The 15,550-nt window shown below is 61.2% G+C and carries 14 protein-coding genes; 13 read left to right on the plus strand and 1 reads right to left on the minus strand.

What is annotated here, in order from left to right:
* The first annotated feature begins 3 nt into the window (after positions 1–3).
* The 12 genes from uppS (at position 4) to RHM62_RS09310 (ending at position 12,090) form a co-directional block, all read left to right on the plus strand.
* Positions 4–765 carry a polyprenyl diphosphate synthase gene (uppS, locus tag RHM62_RS09255; RefSeq protein ID WP_322125194.1) on the plus strand — a complete coding sequence of 254 codons (762 nt, stop codon included), beginning with the start codon at positions 4–6 and terminating at the stop codon, positions 763–765.
* Complete coding sequence (locus tag RHM62_RS09260) at positions 765–1,583, plus strand: phosphatidate cytidylyltransferase (RefSeq protein WP_322125195.1); 819 nt, start codon at positions 765–767, stop codon at positions 1,581–1,583. Before uppS ends, RHM62_RS09260 begins: the two co-directional genes overlap by 1 nt.
* Positions 1,584–1,621: 38 nt before the next feature.
* On the plus strand, positions 1,622–2,794 hold the full coding sequence (ispC, locus tag RHM62_RS09265) for a 1-deoxy-D-xylulose-5-phosphate reductoisomerase (protein WP_322125196.1): 1,173 nt from the start codon (positions 1,622–1,624) through the stop codon (positions 2,792–2,794).
* The gene (rseP, locus tag RHM62_RS09270; protein ID WP_322125197.1) at positions 2,791–4,158 is read left to right on the plus strand and encodes an RIP metalloprotease RseP; all 1,368 of its coding nucleotides are present in this window, start codon (positions 2,791–2,793) and stop codon (positions 4,156–4,158) included. Before ispC ends, rseP begins: the two co-directional genes overlap by 4 nt.
* A 90-nt stretch (positions 4,159–4,248) precedes the next feature.
* Positions 4,249–6,588, plus strand: coding sequence for an outer membrane protein assembly factor BamA (gene bamA / locus RHM62_RS09275; RefSeq protein WP_322125198.1), 2,340 nt, complete (start codon positions 4,249–4,251; stop codon positions 6,586–6,588).
* A gap of 104 nt (positions 6,589–6,692) precedes the next feature.
* Positions 6,693–7,145, plus strand: coding sequence for an OmpH family outer membrane protein (locus RHM62_RS09280; RefSeq protein ID WP_322125373.1), 453 nt, complete (start codon positions 6,693–6,695; stop codon positions 7,143–7,145).
* 52 nt (positions 7,146–7,197) lie between these two features.
* On the plus strand, positions 7,198–8,253 hold the full coding sequence (lpxD, locus tag RHM62_RS09285) for a UDP-3-O-(3-hydroxymyristoyl)glucosamine N-acyltransferase (RefSeq protein ID WP_322125199.1): 1,056 nt from the start codon (positions 7,198–7,200) through the stop codon (positions 8,251–8,253).
* The gene (gene fabZ / locus RHM62_RS09290; protein WP_322125200.1) at positions 8,246–8,716 is read left to right on the plus strand and encodes a 3-hydroxyacyl-ACP dehydratase FabZ; all 471 of its coding nucleotides are present in this window, start codon (positions 8,246–8,248) and stop codon (positions 8,714–8,716) included. The genes lpxD and fabZ overlap by 8 nt, the downstream gene beginning before the upstream one ends.
* Positions 8,717–8,721: 5 nt before the next feature.
* On the plus strand, positions 8,722–9,510 hold the full coding sequence (gene lpxA / locus RHM62_RS09295; RefSeq protein ID WP_322125374.1) for an acyl-ACP--UDP-N-acetylglucosamine O-acyltransferase: 789 nt from the start codon (positions 8,722–8,724) through the stop codon (positions 9,508–9,510).
* Between the two features lie 22 nt (positions 9,511–9,532).
* Positions 9,533–10,675 (plus strand): lipid-A-disaccharide synthase, encoded by a 1,143-nt coding sequence (gene lpxB / locus RHM62_RS09300; protein ID WP_322125375.1) that lies wholly within the window; start codon positions 9,533–9,535, stop codon positions 10,673–10,675.
* Positions 10,676–10,687: 12 nt separating this feature from the next.
* Positions 10,688–11,305, plus strand: coding sequence for a ribonuclease HII (gene rnhB / locus RHM62_RS09305; RefSeq protein ID WP_322125201.1), 618 nt, complete (start codon positions 10,688–10,690; stop codon positions 11,303–11,305).
* The gene (locus RHM62_RS09310; RefSeq protein ID WP_322125202.1) at positions 11,302–12,090 is read left to right on the plus strand and encodes an RNA methyltransferase; all 789 of its coding nucleotides are present in this window, start codon (positions 11,302–11,304) and stop codon (positions 12,088–12,090) included. Before rnhB ends, RHM62_RS09310 begins: the two co-directional genes overlap by 4 nt.
* 19 nt (positions 12,091–12,109) lie before the next feature.
* Here RHM62_RS09310 and RHM62_RS09315 read toward each other — a convergent pair whose 3' ends face one another.
* Positions 12,110–14,047, minus strand: coding sequence for a helix-turn-helix domain-containing protein (locus RHM62_RS09315; protein ID WP_322125203.1), 1,938 nt, complete (start codon positions 14,045–14,047; stop codon positions 12,110–12,112).
* Between the two features lie 152 nt (positions 14,048–14,199).
* On the opposite strand from RHM62_RS09315, the gene RHM62_RS09320 reads away from it, so the two are divergent.
* Positions 14,200–15,480 (plus strand): hydroxymethylglutaryl-CoA reductase, degradative, encoded by a 1,281-nt coding sequence (locus RHM62_RS09320; protein ID WP_322125204.1) that lies wholly within the window; start codon positions 14,200–14,202, stop codon positions 15,478–15,480.
* Positions 15,481–15,550 lie beyond the last annotated feature (70 nt).

The raw sequence follows: 15,550 nt of genomic DNA on the forward strand, positions 1-15,550 counted from the left end.
GCCATGACGACGCATCTCAGTTCCACTGCAGCGGTTCCCCCTGTATCCGCGGTGCCGCGTCACATTGCCATCATCATGGATGGCAATGGACGCTGGGCCACCAAGCGCTTTCTGCCGCGCGTGGCCGGCCACGTCAAGGGCGTTGAAGCAGTGCGTCGCGCTGTCGAGGCCTGCGCACGTAGCGGTGTCGAGTACCTGACGTTGTTCGCTTTCAGCTCGGAAAACTGGCGACGTCCGGCCGATGAAGTGTCGCTGCTGATGCGGCTGTTCGTCACTGCGCTCGACCGCGAAGTCGCCAAGATGCATGCTAACGGCATTCGCCTGAAAGTCGTCGGCGAACTCAGCCGCTTCGACGACAAGCTACGCGGCATGATCAGCAATGCGGAACGTCGTACGGCCGGCAACACCGGCCTCACCGTAACCATTTGCGCCAATTACGGCGGTCGCTGGGACATCATGCAAGCGATGAATCAGTTGGTCGCGCAGCAGCCTGGTCGCCTCGATTTCACCGAAGACGATCTTGCCCCTTTCCTGTCGATGGCCTACGCACCGGAGCCGGACTTGTTTATCCGCACCGGTGGCGAAGAGCGGGTCTCGAACTTCCTGTTATGGCAGCTCGCCTACGCCGAAATGTTTTTCACTGAGACCTATTGGCCGGATTTCGATGCCGTGCAATTGCAACTGGCGGTCACCTCCTACCAGCAGCGCGAACGACGTTTCGGGCGTACCAGCGAACAGCTGGTGGATCACAAAAAGGCGTCCTGATGCTCAAGACCCGAATCATCACTGCCGTCGTTTTGCTGGCGTTATTACTCCTCGTCGTGTTGTCCAAGTCTGCCGAGTTATTCCTGGTAACGACGACGGTATTTTTTGCCGCAGCGAGCTGGGAGATGATGCGATTGTTTGCCGGCAAGCGTCCGCTGGGCGGTGCTGCCTTGTGGACGGCCTTGTTCCTGTTTCTGATGCTCAATGCCCGCTTCGTGAACCAGAAAGTGTTTTTCGGCATTTGCGTGGCATTGTGGGTGATCCGCTTCGCACCCTCTCTGAAGCTGGGTTTGCCGGCACTCGACGGATTCGCCAATCGCCTGCTCAGTCTGGTCTACGGGATCGGCGTACTCGGTTGTTTTCTGGCGATCGCGGTGTTGTATAGCTGGTCACCGCTGTACCTGGTCTCGGTCATGGCGCTGGTCTGGATTGCGGATATCGGTGCCTATTTTGTCGGCAAGGCGTTCGGCAAGCACAAGCTGGCGCCGACCATTTCTCCCGGCAAGACCTGGGAAGGCGCGGCCGGTGGATTTCTTGCGGTCGTCGTGCTGGCCAGCGGATCGGTGTTTATCCCGGCGTTGGCAGACACGTTTGCCGTGCATGTTCAGGCCAGTTGGGGTTGGGCCGGCCTGGTGGGCGTGATGGTCGTGTTCGTCGGGGCCAGCATCGTCGGTGACCTGTTCGAATCCCAGCTCAAGCGCCGGGTTGACATGAAAGACAGCAGCAAACTGTTGCCCGGCCATGGCGGGGTGCTTGACCGCATCGATGCGCTGCTGCCGACCCTGCCACTTGCCGTGCTGATCGGTTACTGGCTCTGAAGCGCTCTCCCGATCTGAACGACTCACTGAAAGCACGGATGCAAAACATAACGATACTTGGCGCCACCGGCTCGATCGGGATGTCTACCCTCGACGTCGTCGCGCGCCATCCGGATCGCTATCGTATTCACGCGTTGACCGCCCACACCAAAGTCGTCGAACTGGCCGCCTTGTGCGCGCGTTTCCGGCCGGATGTTGCCGTGGTTGGCACTGCCGCTGCCGCGCAGGAACTGACGGCGCTGCTTCACGCCGATGGCATTGCCACCGAGGTCAGCTACGGCGAAGCCGCGCTATGCAGCGTTGCCAGCGGCAGCGCTTGCGATACCGTGATGGCAGCCATCGTCGGCGCTGCGGGGCTCGCCCCTACGCTGGCAGCGGCCCGTGCCGGCAAGAAAATCCTGCTGGCCAACAAGGAGGCGCTGGTGATGTCCGGCCAGCTGTTCATGGATGCGATTGCCGCCAGTGGCGCGACACTGCTGCCAATCGATAGCGAACACAACGCGATTTTCCAGTGCCTGCCGCAACCCTACCAGCGCAATCTTGATCACCATGGCATCGCCCGGATTTTATTGACAGCGTCGGGCGGTCCGTTTCTCGAGCGTGCCGTCGAGACACTCGATCTGGTCACGCCGGATGAAGCGGTCGCGCATCCGAACTGGGTCATGGGCCGCAAGATTTCGGTCGACTCGGCAACGATGATGAACAAGGGGCTGGAAGTCATCGAGGCACACTGGTTGTTCGGTGCCGCGCATGAGCGCATCGAAGTCGTGATCCATCCGCAAAGCGTGATCCATTCGATGGTGTCCTACGTCGACGGCACGGTGCTGGCGCAGCTCGGCAATCCCGACATGCGCACGCCGATCGCCCATGCACTGGCATATCCGGAACGCATCGTCTCGGGCGTCGCACCGCTGGATCTGACCCGGCTGGCCAAGCTGGAATTCCGCCAGCCCGACCTGTTGCGCTTTCCGTGCCTGAAGCTGGCGTATGATGCTTTGTCCACGGGGGGCAGCGCGCCGGCGGTGCTCAATGCCGCCAACGAGGTAGCCGTCGAAGCTTTTCTTGACGGACGCATCGGCTTCCGCCAGATCGATCAGCTGATCGCCCGGGTCATGCATGCCGCTTCTTTCGAGGCGGTTCCGGATATCGCCGGTCTGCTCGAACAGGACCGGCATGCCCGCCAACTGGCTAACGCATTCCTGACAACATGAACCTGCTACAAACTCTTCTGGCCTTCATGGTCGCACTCGGTTCCCTCGTGATCATCCATGAGCTGGGACACTATTCCATCGCGCGTTTGTGCGGCGTCAAGGTTTTGCGCTTTTCCGTCGGCATGGGAAAAGTCATTTATTCGCGCAAGTTTGGTCCGGACCAGACCGAATGGGCCATCTCGATTTTGCCGCTCGGCGGCTACGTCAAGATGCTCGACAAGCGCGAGCAACCCGACCTGCAACTCAGTGACGCCGACCTCAAGCGCGAATTCACCAATCAATCGGTATGGCGTCGCATCGCCATCGTGGCAGCCGGTCCGGCGGCCAACTTTCTGCTGGCGATACTGATTTTTTCCGGATTGTATTGGTACGGTGTACCGGAACCGGCAGCGCGCCTGCGCGCACCGGCCGAACAGACCGTCGCTTTCCAGGCCGGCGTGCGTGGTGGCGAACTGGTCACCGCGATCAATGGCAAGGCCGTGCAAGGCTGGTCAGATTTGCGCTGGCAATTGGTCCAGTTGTCGGTCGAGAAGACCACCGCAAAAATCGACCTCGAACGCGCCAATGACGGTCCTGCCGGTGGCAACCGGATGTCTACCATCACGATTCCATCGACTGCACTCGGTACCGATGACCTCGAGGGGGACTTCCTCGGCAAGCTGGGTCTCGGACTGGCGCGCTCGAAAACCACGCTAGGCCGGGTCGAAGCCGGTGGTGCCGGCCAGCAGGCCGGCCTGCAATCGGGCGACCGTATTCTCACGGTCAATGGCAATGTCGTGGCCGATGGCGATGCTTTCGTCAACCTGGTCCGTGCGTCGCCAGCGACTGCATTGAACCTGACACTATTGCGCGCCGGCCAGGAAGTGGCCGCGATCGTGACGCCGGCAAGCATCGTGCGTGAAGGCAAAAGCATCGGGCAGATCAAGGTTGAGATCGCCAGCGGCGTCGAGATGGTGACGCTGCGCGCCGCGCCGGTACAAGCGGTGTCGCAAGCGGTCGTGCGGACCTGGGACAGCAGCATCCTGCAACTGAAGATGCTGGGCAAGGTCATCACCGGCGAAGCCTCGATCAAGAATATCTCCGGACCGATCACGATCGCCGATTACGCCGGCCAGACCGCACGGATAGGACTGGTCACTTATCTCGGGTTCATTGCCGCCATCAGCATCGGCCTCGGGGTCATGAATCTGCTGCCGATCCCGGTTTTGGACGGGGGTCTTTTGATGTATTATTCGCTGGAAGTTTTGACCGGACGGCCTGTTTCCGAGCGGGTCGGACAACTCGGCCAGCGCCTTGGAATAGGGTTGTTGATGACCTTAATGATGGTAGCTGTCTTCAATGACATCGTCCGCCTGGTTACCTGATCAGACACTGCCGCCAAGCGACTCGATCTCTGAATTGCACTCTGAATTGCACACTGAATTGCACACTGAATTGCACACAACTTATAGCCAATGAAATTACAATCCGCGCTCTACGCCCCTTCAGTTACTCCTCGCCGACTCATTGCCCTTGCTGCCTTTGCCCTGTGTTCCGGCCAGGCTCTGGCAGTAGCGCCATTTACCGTCAAGGATATCCGTGTCGAAGGTATTCAGCGTACCGAAGCCGGTACGGTCTTCAGCTATCTCCCGGTGCGTGTGGGCGAAACCTTCACCGATGAAAAAGGCTCGGCGGCCATCAAGGCGCTGTACGCCACGGGCTTTTTCAAGGACGTTCGCATCGAAGCCGATGGTGACGTGCTGGTGGTGCTGGTCGAGGAACGACCTGCCATCGCTGCCGTCGATTTCACCGGCATCAAGGAGTTCGACAAGGACCAGCTGAACAAGGCGCTCAAGGACATCGGTCTGGGCGAATCGCGTACCTACGACAAGGCACTGGTTGACCGTGCCGAGCAGGAACTCAAGCGCCAATACCTCGGCCGTGGCTTGTACGGCGTGATCGTCACGACCACCGTGACACCGGTTGAGCGCAATCGCGTCAACATCACGTTTGCCGTCGATGAAGGCGAAACCGCCCGCATCCGCCAGATCAACGTAGTCGGCAACAAGGCTTTCGGCGACAGCGAAATTCGCAGCAGGATTGCACTGAGCACGCCGGGCTGGTTCACCTGGTACACCAAGTCCGACCAGTATTCGAAGCAAAAGCTGACCGGTGATATCGAGGCATTGAAGTCGTTCTACCTCAATCGCGGCTACCTCGAGTTCCAGGTCGAATCGACGCAGGTCTCGATCACGCCGGACAAAAAAGACATCTACATCACGATCAACATCAGCGAAGGCGAGAAGTACACCGTCTCGTCGGTCAAGATCGAGGGGGAGACCTTTGGTCGCGAAGAAGAATTGCGCGCACTGATGACCCTGAAAGCCGGCGAGCTGTATGCCGGCGACAAGCTCACCGCCAGCGTCAAGAAGATTTCCGAACGCATGGGTAACTTCGGCTACGCCTTCGCCAACGTCAATGCCAATCCGCAGATCGATCGTGCCAAAAAAGAAGTCGCGTTCACGATCCTGATCGACCCGGGCAAGCGCGTCTACGTGCGCCGGATCAATGTGGCTGGCAATACCAAGACCCGCGACGAAGTCGTCCGGCGCGAATTCCGCCAGTTTGAAAATTCATGGTACGACGGTGAAAAAATCCGCCTGTCGCGCGACCGTGTCGACCGTCTCGGCTATTTCAAGGAAGTCACGATCGATACGCCGGAAGTGTCGGGCACGACGGACCAGGTCGATATCAATATGGCGGTCACCGAAAAGCCGACCGGCAACATCCTGATCGGTGCCGGTTTTTCGAGTAGCGAAAAGCTGACGCTGACCGGGTCGATCCAGCAGGCCAACGCGTTCGGCAGCGGCACCACGATCGGTCTCGATGTCAACACCAGCAAGCGCAATCGCACCATCGCGCTGTCGCAATCGAATCCGTATTTCACCGATGACGGTGTCAGCCGCAGCTACGAAACCTTCCTGCGTACGACCCGTCCGCCGGACATCAACACTGGCGATTACCGGGTTCAGCAGCTCGGTGCCAACATGAAATTCGGCGTGCCGTTTTCTGAGCTTGATACGGTGTTTTTCGGTGCCGGCGTCGAGCGCACCCGGGTTGAAACCTTTACCGGCAATCCGTTGCACAACGACAGTCCGGAACTGTACAAGACCTACGTGCGCAACTTTGGCGATGGCACGAACGCCACCACCAACAGTTTCCCGCTGACCATCGCGTGGCAGCGTGACAGCCGCGATAGCGCCTTGTCACCATCGGCCGGTCGCTATCAGCGCGCCAACCTTGAAGTGGCACCGCTGGGCGACCTGAAATACTACCGGGCGATTTATCAGCACCAGTATTTCCTGCCGCTGTTTCGCACCATCACGCTGGCGACCAATGCCGAGCTCGACTACGGTCGCGGTTTTGGCGGCAAGGCTTACCCGATCTTCAAGAACTTCTACGCCGGTGGTATCGGTTCGGTACGCGGTTTTGACAGTTCGTCGCTGGGGCCAAAAGCACTGAACGGCGATCCGCTCGGTGGTTCGTCGCGCGTGATCATGAATGCCGAATTACAGTTCCCGTTCCCGGGTTCGGGGGCCGATCGCAGCTTGCGCTGGTACACCTTCGTCGATGGCGGTAATGTGTTTGCCGATCGCCAGAAAATCCAGTTTTCGGAAATGCGTTACTCGGCCGGTATCGGTATCAGCTGGGTCTCGCCGGTCGGTCCGTTACGCCTGAGCTATGGTAAGCCGCTCAATGCCAAACCGGATGATCGCCAGCAAAGCTTCCAGTTCCAGCTCGGCCAGGGTTTCTGACCGGCCACTGGCATAATCACGTTTTTGCATTGCGGAGAATCGCCTTGAAGTTACCGTCACCCACTCTCACTGCCATCCGGCTTGTCGCCGTCGCGACGCTGTGCATGGCATCGCAGGCGCACGCACAGGAAAGCCGGATTGGCTTCGTCAACACCGAGCGCATCTTCCGGGAAGCCACGCCAGCCAAGACGGCACAGGTCAAGATTGACCAGGAGTTTTCCAAGCGCGAAAAAGAACTGCAGGAAGTCGCCGCGCGCCTGAAGGCCATGTCCGAAAAGCTCGACAAGGATGTCGCGGTGATTACCGAGTCCGATCGTTCCCGCCGGCAGCGCGAGCTGACTGATCTGGACAAGGATTTTCAGCGCAAGCAGCGTGAATTCCGTGAAGACCTGAACCAGCGCAAGAACGAAGAGCTGGCCTCGGTACTCGAACGGACAACACGGGTCATCAAGCAAATCGCCGAAGCCGAGAAGTACGACATCGTGTTCCAGGACGCGGTTTATGCCAGTCCGCGTATCGACATCACCGACAAGGTACTGAAGGCCCTGAACAAGTAAGCGGCCATCGGGAACGACACTTCCGACACAGCATTTTCGACGAAAGGCCACCATGCCCATGCTACTGGCTGATCTGGTTGCCCGGCTGGGCGGCCAGCTGATCGGCGAGGCCGGATTGCGCATCAGCGGCATTGCGCCGCTCGACCACGCCGGCCAGGATCACATTACCTTTCTGACCAACCCCAAGCTGCGCGCCAGCGCGGCCACGACGCAAGCAGCAGCAATCATCCTGTCGCCTGCGGACCATGCATTGCTGGGCACCGAATTCGCCGGCAGCCGCATCGTCACCGACAATCCGTACGCCTATTTCGCCCGTGTCGCGCAAGTATTTGCCGCCGGCGCGGCATTGCCGTATCCGGCCGGCATTCATCCGGCTGCCTGTGTCGATCCGTCGGCAAGCATTGCCCCCAGCGCCCATGTCGGACCGCACGTCGTCATCGAAGCCGACGTCGCGATCGGTGACGACGTGGTTCTCGAAGCCGGTTGCTTTATCGGTCATGGCGCACGGATCGGTGCCGGCACGCGCTTTCATGCGCGGGTAACGTTCCAGTCGCGTTGCGAGATCGGCGCGCGCGGGATCATTCATTCGGGTGCGGTGATCGGCGCGGACGGCTTCGGGTTTGCCAACGAACGCGGTGCCTGGATCAAGATTCCGCAGACCGGCCGCGTGATGATTGCCGACGATGTCGAGATCGGAGCCAACACCTGCATCGACCGTGGCGCGCTGGCCGACACCATCATCGACGAGGGCGTCAAGCTCGATAACCAGATCCAGATCGGTCACAACTGTCATATCGGCGCACATACGGCGATGGCCGGTTGTGTCGGCGTCGCCGGCAGCGCGGTCATCGGCAAATACTGCACGTTTGGCGGTGCGGCCATGGTGCTCGGACACCTGACGATCGCCGATAAGGTTCATATTTCATCCGGTAGCATGGTCACGCGTTCGATCCATGAAGCCGGCCAGTACACCGGTTTCTATCCGCTGGCCAAAAACGCCGACTGGGAAAAAACTGCCGTCGTCGTGCGTAATTTGGGCACGATGCGTGAGAAAATCCGCACGCTGGAAAAAACCGTCAAATCGCTCACAGAAAAGAAGAATGAATAGCCTAGACATCAATCAGATCAAACTCTATTTGCCGCATCGCTATCCGATGTTACTGGTCGACCGGGTACTCACCTGGGAATCCGGCAAGACGATTACCGCGATCAAGAACGTCACTGCCAACGAAGAATTTTTCAATGGGCACTTTCCGCACAAGCCGGTGATGCCGGGCGTGCTGATGATCGAGGCGCTGGCGCAGACTGCCGCGCTGCTGTCATTCCTGTCGCTGGGTCAGAAGCCCGACGAAAACAGCATCGTGTATTTCCTTGGTATCGACGGCGCGCGCTTCAAGCGTCCGGTCATTCCGGGCGATCAGATCCGCATGGATGTCGAGATCGTGCGCCACACCCGTGGCATCTGGAAATACAAGGCCCGCGCCACCGTCGATGGCCAGTTGGCCGTCGAAGCCGAGCTGATGTGCACGATGCGCAGTGCAACCGACGCGACCCAGCCGGTGGTTGGCTAATGACGATGCGGATACATCCGACTGCGCTGATCGACCCGAAGGCCGTGCTGGATAGTACGGTCGAAGTGGGGGCCTACTCGATCATCGGTCCCGACGTCGAGATCGGTGCCGGCACCAAGATTGGTCCGCATGTCGTCATCGACGGCCATACCCGCATCGGTGCCGGCAATACGTTTTTTCAGTTCTCGTCGATTGGTGCCGCGCCGCAGGACAAGAAATACGCGGGCGAACCGACCCGGCTCGAGATCGGTGACCGCAACGTCATCCGCGAATTCTGTACCTTCAACATCGGCACCGCGCAGGATGTCGGCGTCACTCGCCTGGGCAACGATAACTGGATGATGGCGTATGTCCATCTGGCGCATGACTGCCAGGTCGGCAACCACACGATCTTTGCCAACAATGCCCAACTGGCAGGGCATGTGCAGGTCGGCGACTGGGCCATCATGGGCGGCTTTTCGAATGTGCATCAGTTCTGCAAGATCGGTGCCCATGCGATGGTCGGCATGAGCACCAGCCTGACGCAGGACGTGCCGCCGTTCGTGATGTTGTCCGGCAATCCGGCAGCGGCCCACGGCATCAATGTCGAAGGCCTCAAGCGACGCGGCTACAGCCGCGAGCAGATCACGGCCATCCGTCATGCGTACAAGCTGATCTACAAATCCGGTCTGACCATGGAGCAAGCCAAGGCGGCGCTGCAAGCCGAAGAGGCCAGCGTTGCGGCCGGCTGCGTGCCGGCACTGGTACTGATGCGTGAATTTCTGGAGAACACCAGCCGTGGCATTGTCCGCTGATCCGGCCGGCACCGTCATTGCGATGGTGGCCGGGGAAAGTTCCGGCGACTTGCTGGCCAGCCGCTTGCTGGCCGGCTTGCGGCCGCAACTGCCGCAGGCGCGCATGCACGGTATCGGCGGTCCGCACATGGCCGAATACGGTTTCACCAGCGACTGGCCGATGGAAAAACTGTCAGTGCGCGGCCTGTTCGAAGTGCTGGCCCATTACCGCGAAATCACCAATATCCGTAACTCGCTGCGTGCCGGCCTGATGGCCGAACGGCCGTCGGTGTTCATCGGTGTCGATGCGCCGGACTTCAACCTCGGTCTCGAAACCGACCTGAAAAAAGCCGGTATCCCGACCATGCATTTCATTAGCCCGTCGATCTGGGCCTGGCGCGGTGGCCGCATCAAGAAAATCGAGCGTGCGGTCTCGCACATGCTGGTGGTGTTTCCGTTCGAAGAGGCGATCTATCGCAATGCCGGTATCGCCGCGACCTATGTCGGCCATCCGCTGGCCGAGATCATCCCGATGACGCCCGATGTGGCAGCAGCCCGTATCGCACTGAAGTTGCCGCCACGCGCCACCGTCGTGGCGATTATGCCGGGCAGCCGGATGTCGGAACTCAAATACAATGCCGCCGCTTTCGTGGCGGCAGCCAGCCTGCTGCAGGAGCGCGATCCGATGATCCGTTTCATCGCACCGATGGCGGGGTTGGAGCAGGGGCGTTACTTTACCGAACTGGTCGATGCGGCCGGCTTGTCCGAGGTGCCCGTTCAGTTGCTGTATGACCAGTCGCATCTTGCGATGGCGGCGGCCGATATCGTGCTGGTAGCGTCGGGTACCGCGTCGCTGGAAGTGGCGCTGTTCAAGAAGCCGATGGTGATTGCGTACAAGATGTTGCGGGCGTCATGGGAAATCATGCGTCACATGGGCTACCAGCCATGGGTCGGTTTGCCCAACATCCTGGCGCAGGAATTCATCGTGCCGGAATTGCTGCAACAGGCTGCCACACCGCAGGCGATGGCCGATGCCTTGTGGCAGCAACTCAATGACGTGAACGGCCGGGCGACGCTGGTCGAACGCTTCACGCACATGCACCATGCGCTGCTGCGCGACACGGCCCGTGAAAGTGCCAATGCGGTGCTGGCGCTGATCGATCAATCGCGTCCGGCAACTTCATAAACGATGGCGACCTTGACTAAGCTGACTGCTTCTCTCCCCCTGTATGACTACCCCGGTGAACTGGTGTGCGGCGTCGATGAAGCCGGCCGCGGCCCGCTCGCCGGCCCGGTGTTTGCCGCTGCTGTGATCCTCGATCCGGCTCATCCGATTGCCGGTTTGCGCGATTCCAAGAAGCTCACCGAAGCGCGCCGCGACGCGCTGGCCATCGAGATCAAGGCGCATGCGCTGGCCTGGTCGATTGCCGAATGCTCGCACCACGAAATCGACGCGATCAATATTTTGCAGGCATCGCTGCTGGCCATGAAGCGGGCGGTCGATACCTTGCCGACAATGCCGACGCTGGCGCTGATCGATGGTAATCGCTGCCCGGTCATGACGGTCCGGTCGATTGCGATCGTCGGTGGCGATGACAAAGTCGATGCGATTTCTGCTGCGTCCATCCTCGCCAAGACTGCGCGTGATGCGGCGCTGGTAGTGTTGCATGCCGACTATCCCGACTATGCATTCGATCGCCACAAGGGCTATCCGACGGCGCTGCATCTGGAGCGTTTGCGCTTGCACGGCGTGTCGCCGGTGCATCGCCGTTCGTACGCGCCGGTGCGGCGCCTGCTGCAGGAGGGCGACGCATGAAGCCGATCAGCTCGCGCGACAATCCGCTTTACAAGGAACTCAAGCAACTGGCCACCAGTTCGCAGGCGCGCCGCAAGGCCGGTCGCACGCTGCTCGATGGCGTGCATCTGTGCGAGGCGTATTTGCAGCATCTGGGCATGCCGGCACTGTGCGTCGTCAGCCAGAGCGCCACCATCAATCAGGAAGTCGTGCCGCTGCTGATGCAATGCGAAGCCGGGCGGGTGCAATGCATTGTCCTGCCGGACGCGCTGTATCAGGCCATCAGCCAGGTCGAGCATGGCGTCGGCCTGATGTTTGTCGTCGAGACCCCGCAGCTGGTGATGCCTGTCGCGCTGGCCGGTTCCGCCGTGCTGCTCGATAACCTGCAGGATCCCGGCAACATGGGATCGATCCTGCGCAGCGCAGCCGCCGCCGGCATCGAGTACGTGTTCTGCAGTCCCGGTACTGCCTTCGCGTGGTCGCCGAAAGTGCTGCGTGCCGGCATGGGCGCGCACTTCCTGCTGAAGATCTTCGAGAACGTCGACCTCGCCGAGGTCGTGCGCAACGCCAGCGTTCCGGTGCTGGCGACCAGTTCGCATGTTGCGCAGCGGGTCTATGACATCGACCTGACGCAACCGGTGGCCTGGCTATTCGGCCATGAAGGGCAGGGCGTCGAGGAACAATTGCTGGCACTGGCCACGCATCAGGTCGCCATCCCGCACATCGGGGCGATGGAGTCGCTGAACGTGGCGGCCTGTGCAGCGGTGTGTTTTTTCGAGCAAGTCAGGCAACGCAGCGCCGGCTAGTTGCTTCATGCCAGTCGCTTCACGCCAGTCGCAAATGCCACACCCGCAGTGCCATGTGGATATCCAGTTGGCGGGCCGGATCGGACCAGTCTGCGGCCAGCGTGCTGATGGCTTCGAGGCGCTGGCGCAGCGTATTGATGTGGATGCCGAGGGCGCTTGCCGTTGCGCGTGCGTGCCGGCCATGATCGAGGTAGCTCAGCAGCGAGGCGGCCAGTTCTGCCTTGCGGGTGTCATCGCCAGGCGCGAGCTTGCCGAGCGTAGCGTTAAGAAACACATCGATCTCCCCGCTCGATTTTCCGGCAAACAGCAGCGCATACAAGGCCAGTTCGGATTCATGAAACAGCGCGCCCGAGCGGCCCAGCGCCGGCAGGATGGCCAGGCAGCGCGTCAGCTTGTCATACGCGGCCGGTAAAGCCGAACCGTCTGCCAGCGGCAGCGATACGACGCCGGTCGAGGCTTTGCCCGGCTGGTCGCCGATCGCCGCAGCGACGGTATCGCGCAGGTCGGCCGTCCCATGGCAGGCGCTGACAAAGACCAGCACCTCATCCATTTCATCGAACAGCATGCCGGCCAGTTCCGGCCGCCGGCGCAAGCGGTTGAGCAGGTAGCCGGTATCGCCATGCGCGACTTTCACGAGCAGCAGTTGCAGCGGTCGCGACAAATCCAGTCCGTGCCGTGCCGCGCGCTGCAGGTTGCGGGCCTTGTCTTGGCGCGCATGGCTGACCAGATTGCGCAGCAGTTGCGGCACATCCTTGCGCGCGGCGGCGTCGGTGTTTTCTTCGGATAGCAGCACCACGCCCGCCACCACCGAGCTGCGTTCGAAGATGCGCACCGCGACATCATTGAGTTCGGCGGCGGTGTGGATGATCAGCCCGCCGAGCAGGCCGTGGCCGCCAACGACTGCCGACACGCGCCACACCGATCCGGCATGGCCGGCCACGCTGACCGAGCGACCCAGTACCCGGCTTTCGCCGAGCGCCAGATGGAGCGGGTGATCGAACTGGTGACGGTCGCTGGCCAGTGTGTCGGCCACGCCGGCGCGACAGATTTCCTGTTCGCCCGCATCGATGACGAGAACGTCACCGTCCAGCATCGCCGCGACCATGTCGCAGATAGCGCGCAGGCCACCGCCTTTGGCCACCAGCGAGGTCAGGCGCTCGTGGGCGTCAGCCGCATTCTGGGTGTCGGCGCGCTGCTTTTCGAGATTCGCGTTGGCCTCGCTGGCCAGTCGCAACGCTTGCCGGGCTTGCTCGAACAGGCGGGCATTTTCGATCGCGACGCTGGCATGGGCGGCGAGGGTGGACAGGATGGACATTTCCCAGGCGTTGTACGAACGTACGTAGCGGTCGCCGACAAACAGCACGCCGATGACCGTGTCGCCCGACAGCAGCGGCACGCCGAGAATCGAGCGGATGTCTTCTCCGGTGACCGCCGCGTCGATGAATTTGTTGTGGGCGAAGCGGCCATCAGACTCGTAATCGGACGAGCAGTACGGCGCGCGGTTGCGCGCCACGAAGCCGCAGATGCCGACTTCGCGGCTGACCCGCACGCGCTTGAATTTTTCCGAGAAGGCGCCGTCGGTGGCGCGCACATAAAAATCGTCGTGCTCGTGATCGACGATCGACAGGTAGCCGACATCGCAACCGATCAGTTTGCGTGCGCGCTGCACGATGGCCTGCAGGACGGCGTCGATATCGCGCAGCGCGGTCAGGTCCTGGGCCGTTTCGATCAGTGCCATCAGGCCGCGCTCACGGGTCTGGTGATGGTCGAGTCGATCACGTACCTCCATGCCTTTTTGCGCGCTATCGAGCAGCAGATCCTTGTCGCGTCCGTCCGGTAACGCATGCACCCGTGCCAACAGGCGGGCGAAGTCATCCTTCACGCCATCGGTATGCAACAGCATCACGATGTCGCACTGCAGCGCAGATAACTGGTCGATGGCAGGGGACGGGTGCATGGCAGAATTCCGCGAAGGTGAAGGCAAGCGACACCATACAGCACACATAAAATAATTTGATTTATGGCAGTTAGCTCCATAGGAATTGCGGCCAGCGATTTCTAGAATAGGTCACCGCAACGGCGCGTCCGACCGTTCACGAAGGAGACTGCATGACCATCGATTCCCGCCTGCCGAATTTTCGCGCACTCGACCCCGCCGCCCGGCTTGACCACATCGTCGCCGTCGCCGGCCTGACACCCGAAGAGCGTGCGCTCATCGCCGAACCGGGCGGCCTGCCGCTGGAGGTCGCCAACGGCATGGTCGAAAACGTCATCGGCAAATTCGAACTGCCGTATTCGGTGGCCGGCTACTTCCAGATCAATGGCCGCGACGTGCTGGTGCCGATGGTGGTCGAAGAGCCATCGGTGGTCGCCGCGGCATCGTTCATGGCCAAGATCATCCGCGAGTCGGGTGGCTTCCAGACCTCGAGCACCGGCCCGCTGATGCGCGCGCAAGTGCAGGTCATGGAGCTGGCCGATCCGTTCGGTGCGCGCCATGCGGTACTGAGCCACAAGCAGGAACTGATCACGCTGGCCAACAGCCGCGACAAGGTGCTGATCGGCCTGGGCGGCGGCTGCAAGGATATCGAAGTCCACGTGTTTGCCGATACCGCGCGCGGCCCGATGGTGATCGTTCACCTGATCGTCGACGTGCGCGATGCGATGGGTGCGAACACCGTCAACACGATGGCCGAAGCCGTGGCGGGTCGGATCGAAGCGATCACCGGCGGCAAGGTGCGCCTGCGCATCCTGTCGAACCTGGCCGACCTGCGGCTGGCCCGGGCACGCGTGCAGATCCGCCCCGAATTGCTCAAGAGCGCCGATTACACGGCCGACGAAGTCATCAATGGCATCATCGATGCGTACACATTCGCGGCCATCGACCCGTACCGGGCGGCGACCCACAACAAAGGCATCATGAACGGCATCGATCCTGTCATCGTCGCAACCGGCAATGACTGGCGCGCGGTCGAAGCCGGCGCCCATGCGTACGCCTGCCGCGACGGGCGCTATACCTCGCTGACGACGTGGGAAGTGTCGGCTGCCGGTGACCTGGTCGGTACCATCGAAATGCCGATGCCGGTCGGACTGGTCGGCGGCGCCACCAAGACCCATCCGATGGCGCGCCTGTCGCTGAAGATCATGCAGGTGCGCTCGGCGCAGGAGCTGGCCGAGATTGCGGTCGCGGTCGGGCTGGCACAGAACCTGGGCGCGTTGCGGGCCTTGTCGACTGAAGGCATACAGCGCGGTCACATGGCGCTGCATGCGCGCAATATCGCCATCGTCGCCGGTGCCACCGGTGCCGATGTCGACCGGATTGCACGCGCGATGGTCGCAGCCGGCGATGTGCGGGCCGACTTCGCTGCCGAATTATTGGGCAAGCCGGCGTAGCGTCGTCGTAGTCACTGTCACAGAACCACTTATAAAACGGCGGGCAATGACCCGCCACACAAGGAGACCG

This window comes from Actimicrobium sp. CCC2.4 (assembly GCF_034347385.1).
GTDB lineage: Bacteria > Pseudomonadota > Gammaproteobacteria > Burkholderiales > Burkholderiaceae_D > Actimicrobium.

What these genes read in the sequence shown, in the direction of transcription:
- uppS (WP_322125194.1), top strand. Translation starts at nt 4, where the DNA reads ATGACGACGCATCTCAGTTCCACTGCAGCGGTTCCCCCTGTATCCGCG.
- RHM62_RS09260 (WP_322125195.1), top strand. Translation starts at nt 765, where the DNA reads ATGCTCAAGACCCGAATCATCACTGCCGTCGTTTTGCTGGCGTTATTA.
- ispC (WP_322125196.1), top strand. Translation starts at nt 1,622, where the DNA reads ATGCAAAACATAACGATACTTGGCGCCACCGGCTCGATCGGGATGTCT.
- rseP (WP_322125197.1), top strand. Translation starts at nt 2,791, where the DNA reads ATGAACCTGCTACAAACTCTTCTGGCCTTCATGGTCGCACTCGGTTCC.
- bamA (WP_322125198.1), top strand. Translation starts at nt 4,249, where the DNA reads ATGAAATTACAATCCGCGCTCTACGCCCCTTCAGTTACTCCTCGCCGA.
- RHM62_RS09280 (WP_322125373.1), top strand. Translation starts at nt 6,693, where the DNA reads ATGGCATCGCAGGCGCACGCACAGGAAAGCCGGATTGGCTTCGTCAAC.
- lpxD (WP_322125199.1), top strand. Translation starts at nt 7,198, where the DNA reads ATGCCCATGCTACTGGCTGATCTGGTTGCCCGGCTGGGCGGCCAGCTG.
- fabZ (WP_322125200.1), top strand. Translation starts at nt 8,246, where the DNA reads ATGAATAGCCTAGACATCAATCAGATCAAACTCTATTTGCCGCATCGC.
- lpxA (WP_322125374.1), top strand. Translation starts at nt 8,722, where the DNA reads ATGCGGATACATCCGACTGCGCTGATCGACCCGAAGGCCGTGCTGGAT.
- lpxB (WP_322125375.1), top strand. Translation starts at nt 9,533, where the DNA reads ATGGTGGCCGGGGAAAGTTCCGGCGACTTGCTGGCCAGCCGCTTGCTG.
- RHM62_RS09310 (WP_322125202.1), top strand. Translation starts at nt 11,302, where the DNA reads ATGAAGCCGATCAGCTCGCGCGACAATCCGCTTTACAAGGAACTCAAG.
- RHM62_RS09315 (WP_322125203.1), bottom strand. Translation starts at nt 14,047, where the DNA reads ATGCACCCGTCCCCTGCCATCGACCAGTTATCTGCGCTGCAGTGCGAC.
- RHM62_RS09320 (WP_322125204.1), top strand. Translation starts at nt 14,200, where the DNA reads ATGACCATCGATTCCCGCCTGCCGAATTTTCGCGCACTCGACCCCGCC.